Source organism: Halomonas sp. BM-2019, from assembly GCF_017584085.1.
In genome coordinates this window covers 1,137,083-1,140,245 of the sequence record NZ_CP071922.1, presented here as the reverse complement: position 1 = coordinate 1,140,245, position 3,163 = coordinate 1,137,083, and positions in this window count along the sequence as shown.

Here is a 3,163-nt window from a genome sequence, read left to right as displayed (position 1 = left end):
GCGCCCGCGATCGGTACGGACGGATCTTCGCTGGCGGATCCTCGGCCACAACCCGAGCCTGGCGTGGGATGCACGCGACACGTGCGCCTCCGCCGTGCAGGAGACCCGGACGGCAGGTGGTGCAGGCTAAGAAGGAAGGCGATGGCGACGCCAAGGACGTGGTGGAACGCTTGTTCGCACGTGCGTTCGGAGAAGAAGCCCTTCGAGACGCAAGTCCCATGGGAATGAAGCGCATGGACGTGAACACGTGTCCCGAAGCTTACGGTCCAGCCGCCAAGGAAGAAGTGGCAGCGCCGGTGGAAGGAGACGAAGCCATGGCGAAGCTCGTCCGACCGCTCCTGGCGAAAACGCAGCTGGAGACACGTGAACTCCAGCTTGCCTACGACGCCGACACTCACGGATGGAACGCCAATGCCTTCCATCAATGCGTGGATGGACGTGGACCGGCAGTGGTGGTGGCAAAAACAAGCCATGGAACAGTGTGCGGTGGATACAACCCCAAAGGATGGATCGGACTGGGAGACAATCGTGCGTCCAGAGCCGCCTTCTTGTTCCGCATTGAACAGGAAGACAACGGGAGAACTTCCTGGGAGAAACTGCAAAAAGTTGGAGGCGATGCCCTGGCAGTCTGCGACCAGAGTGACTGCGGACCAGTTTTTGGGGCAGATGCACTGGTCATCAAACTTCGTGAACCCACTGAAAAGGAAGCCAAGTGCCGTTTGGGTGCGTATTACGAAAAGTGCGCTGATGGAAGCCGGAACCTCTTCGCGAACGAGGAAAAAGCAAGGGGAGGCGGAGGTAAGGCAGAACTTGTATCTTTGCATGTGCTGGTGGCCGAAGGCAAGGGTGAAGAATGGGAACTGGATGGTATCGTATGGAAAACCAAACTGGAATGACACAAACAAGAGCAGGGCGTTTACCACTACGTGGCACCAACAAAGAGCAAGGAGATCTCCTGTTCGTATGTGTGCGTGTGAAGCGAGCAGATGGAAGTGGAATAAATTTGTATGGGGCCGTCCATTTTTGTTAATCCTCTTGTGTCAATCGACTGTGCTCACTTACCTCGGAGCGAAATCAAAACATCCACCACCTGTGGATCTGCCAAAGTCGATGTGTCTCCAATCTCGTGGTCCTTCTTCCCAGCAATCTTTCGCAGAATCCTGCGCATGATTTTCCCAGACCTTGTCTTTGGCAGTGCAGGTGCCCAATGGATGACGTCCGGCGTGGCAAAGGGGCCAATGACAGAGCGAACCACATTCTTCAGCGCCATTTTCAGTTCATCACTGGGTTCGTGCGTATCCAATAGTGTGACATAAGCATAGATGCCTTGGCCCTTTACTGGATGGTCATAACCCACCACAGCCGCTTCTACACAGCCTTCGTGGGAAACCAGTGCGCTTTCCACTTCAGCTGTGCCGATTCTATGACCGCTCACGTTGATGACATCATCGACCCTACCAGTGATCCAGTAGTATCCATCCTTGTCTCTACGACAGCCATCGCTGGTGAAGAAGTATCCTTTGAATGCACTGAAGTAGGTCTTTTCAAAGCGCTTATGGTCACCAGCCACAGTGCGCATGATACTGGGCCACGGCTTCTTAATAAGGAGAATGCCTTCACACTCCCCTTCAAGTTCGTATCCTTTCTCATCCACAATCACAGGCACCACACCGAAGAAGGGGAAGGATGCTGAGCCAGGTTTTTCATCAAAGGCACCAGGTAGAGGCGTAATCATGTGAGCTCCTGTCTCTGTCTGCCACCATGTATCCACTATTCGACAGCGCCCCCCTCCCACAACAGAATGGTACCAATGCCAAGCCGTAGGATTGATTGGCTCCCCCACGCTGCCAAGTACACGCAGGGTTTTCCTCGAGTACTTCGTCACAAATTCGTCGCCAAATCCCATTAGACTTCGTATCGCCGTGGGAGCAGTATAGAACAGCGTTACGCCCCACTTGTCTATCACTTCCCAGCACCTTCCGGCATCAGGATAGGTGGGGACACCCTCAAACACTAAAGTTGTGGCTCCGTGCACCAATGGTCCGTATGTAAGGTAGGAGTGACCAGTTATCCAACCACAGTCAGCTGTGCACCAATACACATCGTCAGGTTGGTAGTCAAAGACATACTTGAACGTTGTGGCTGCCCCCACCATGTAGCCGGCAGTTGTATGCAGGACCCCTTTAGGAGTGCCGGTCGAACCGCTGGTGTACAGTTTGAACAGGGGGTCCTCCGCATCGACCCATTCCACGGGACAATCTGCGGACATGGGGTTGACCTCTTCATCCCACCAGCGATCACGTCCTTTCTTCATGTTGGTCTCTGTACGAGGATCCACCCTCTCGTTCGGGTGAACCAGCACTGTTTCAACATGGAATCCTTTCGATTCACAAATTTCCAGAGCCCTGTCGACAATATCCTTCAGGACAATCTTTTTCTTCCCACGCATCACGCTGCTGCACGTCAGAAGAATTTTGGTCTTGCAGTCAATCATTCTGCTCGCCAGAGCTTCTGCTGAGAAACCAGCGAAAACGACGGAATGCACTGCTCCAATGCGTGCACAGGCAAGCATGGACTCTGGCAGTTCGGTAATCATGGGCAGATACATAGTGACATCGTCTCCTTTTTTGATGTCGTTTGCTTTCAGCCAATTGGCAAGTTTGCTGACCCTATCTTTGAGTTGGCTGAACGAAACGGTGTGCGATTCCTCGGGTGAGTTTCCTTCCCAGATGAGTGCAGTCTTGTTTCCTCTTCCTGCTTCGACATGGCGATCCACCGCGTTGTAACACACATTGGTCTTCGCACCTCTGAACCAGGAGATGTGTACGTCTCCTTTGTCCATGTCAAAGTTGTAGTCTGGTCCCACTTCGTCCCACTTTTTGTGCCAGTAGAAATCTTCGGCTATGTCGGCCCAGAATCCAGCAGGATCCTCGATGGATCTTGCGGAAGTGAAGTTCACGGAACCCGTGTCAGCTCGAACGGTTGCTTTCACACACAGGCGTCTCACGCGTCCACGGCCATCCGTGCTTGCTTCCAGCCCCCTCACCTGCGGTACATCTCGTCGTACTGCTCCTTGCTTTTCACGTGCGCCTTTTCGGCGAACGCTTGCGGCGGCGGATACGTCGCACCGTCCATGTCGGTGTTTCCTTCGTCTTCGAAGTCG